Genomic DNA, 2,459 nt, shown 5'->3' on the forward strand with positions numbered 1-2,459 from the left:
CCATGGTCAACGTGGCCAATGGTACCAATGTTACAATGGGGCTTAGTTCTTTCAAATTTAGCTTTTGCCATTATTAAAGTCCTCCTTCAATTAATGAAACTTTTTCTTTTCCTACTCGCCGAAGCGCATTCCGCACACTCGGCGCTCTTCTCTCGGCTATCTCTGATTATATCTCTTGGATAATAGGAAAATGAACCTGTTTCCTATTATAGTAAATAACCAGAGGTTTTTCAAGCTATTTTTAAAGATTACTGGCATATTTTACAAAAATATTTTTCAGGGTCATTTCCCCTTCGCAGCCAGAACCTTCTCCTGTACGTTCTTGGGCACCTGCTCGTATTTCTCGAAGAACATGGAGTAGTTTCCGCGGCCCTGAGTCCTGGAACGCAGGTCTGTGGCGTAACCGAACATCTCGGCCAGGGGCACGTAAGCCTTTACTATCTTGCCTCCGCCGATGTCATCCATTCCCTCTACACGTCCACGGCGGGAGTTCAAATCGCCGATGACATCGCCCATATACTCTTCCGGCATGGTGACTTCCACCTTCATGATGGGCTCAAGCAGCACGGGGCTTGCCTTCTGCATGGCCTCCTTGAACGCCATGGATCCGGCGATGTGGAACGCCATCTCGGAGGAGTCCACCTCATGGTAGGAGCCGTCATACACATTGGCGTGTACGCCCAGCACAGGGAATCCGCCGAGGATACCGGCCTGAGCCGCCTCCTGGATGCCTTCGCCTACCGCCGGGATATACTCCTTGGGAATGGAGCCGCCCACCACGGTGCTCTCGAACAGCAGCGTCGGGGGATCGTTGATCAGGATATTGGCCTTGGGGTCGAATTCGAACTTCACGCAGTTCGCCTCCATGGGCTCGAACTTCACCTTACAATGACCGTACTGACCGCGGCCGCCGGACTGCTTCGCATACTTGGAATCCACTTCCACAGCCTTGGTGAACGCCTCCTTGTAGGCAACCTGAGGAGCGCCTACATTGGCCTCTACCTTGAACTCACGCAGCAATCTGTCCACTATGATATCCAGATGGAGCTCTCCCATACCTGCGATGATGGTCTGTCCTGTCTCCGCATTGGTGTGGGCGCGGAACGTGGGATCTTCCTCCGCCAGCTTTGCCAGCGCCTCGCCCATCTTGCCCTGGCCGGCCTTGGTCTTGGGCTCGATAGCCAGCTCTATGACAGGCTCCGGGAACTCCATGGACTCCAGGATGACCGGATGCTGCTCGTCGCAGAGCGTGTCGCCGGTGGTGGTAAGCTTGAAGCCCACCGCTGCGGCAATGTCTCCCGAGTAGACCTTATCCAGCTCCGCGCGCTTGTTGGCATGCATCTGCAGGATACGTCCCACACGCTCTTTTTTATCTTTGGTGGCATTCAATACGTAAGACCCGGAATTCATGGTACCGGAATATACGCGGAAGAATGCAAGCTTTCCTACGAAAGGATCTGTCATGATTTTGAATGCAAGCGCGGAGAAAGGCTCCTCATCGGAAGAATGCCTCTCCACCTCGTTGCCCTCCAGGTCAACGCCCTTGATGGCAGGAATGTCGGTAGGAGCAGGCATATACTCCAGGACAGCATCCAGGAGCTTCTGGACGCCCTTGTTGCGGTAAGCAGATCCGCAGCATACCGGAATCGCGGTACACTCGCAGGTAGCCTTGCGCAGCGCCTTCTTCATCTCCTCTACGGACGGCTCCTCGCCCTCCAGATACATCATGGTCAAATCGTCGTCCAGCTCACAGATCTTCTCAATCATCTCTGAGCGGTACAGCTCGGCCTCTTCCTGCATGTCTCCAAGGTCGTCCGTCACCGTGATGTCGTCTCCCTTGTCGTCATTGTAGATATAGGCCTTCATCTCGAACAGGTCGATGATTCCCTTGAATTCATCCTCCTTGCCGATGGGCAGTTGAATCATGATGGCATTCTTGCCAAGCCTGGTCTTAATCTGCTCCACAGCGCCGTAGAAGTTCGCGCCCAGGATGTCCATCTTATTGATGAACGCCATACGGGGTACATTGTAAGTGTCAGCCTGCCGCCATACGTTTTCGGACTGGGGCTCAACGCCGCCCTTCGCGCAGAAAACGCCGACTGCGCCGTCCAGCACGCGCAGGGAACGCTCCACCTCCACGGTGAAGTCAACGTGGCCAGGCGTATCAATGATATTGATACGGTGCTCCAGGGCACCAGGCATGGGTTTGGTCTCCTTCTCCAATGTCCAATGGCAGGTCGTAGCCGCTGAAGTGATAGTGATGCCTCGCTCCTGCTCCTGCTCCATCCAGTCCATGGTGGCAGTGCCTTCATGAGTATCCCCTATCTTGTAGTTCACGCCAGTGTAATACAGGATACGCTCTGTCAATGTGGTCTTACCAGCATCGATATGGGCCATGATCCCGATATTCCTGGTTCTCTCTAACGGATATTCTCTTCCAGCCAAGATTTTTTCCTCCT

The 2,459-nt window shown here is 53.8% G+C and carries 1 protein-coding gene; it reads right to left on the reverse strand.

The genetic code is table 11. The annotated features are described in order from the left end of the window. Positions 1–282 precede the first annotated feature (282 nt). Entirely contained in the window at positions 283–2,445 is a 2,163-nt protein-coding gene (gene fusA / locus Q2B33_RS23830) for an elongation factor G (protein WP_300570079.1), read from the reverse strand. Positions 2,446–2,459: the final 14 nt, after the last annotated feature.

The organism is uncultured Acetatifactor sp. (genome assembly GCF_948601915.1).
In the GTDB taxonomy this organism is placed as follows: Bacteria; Bacillota; Clostridia; order Lachnospirales; family Lachnospiraceae; genus Acetatifactor.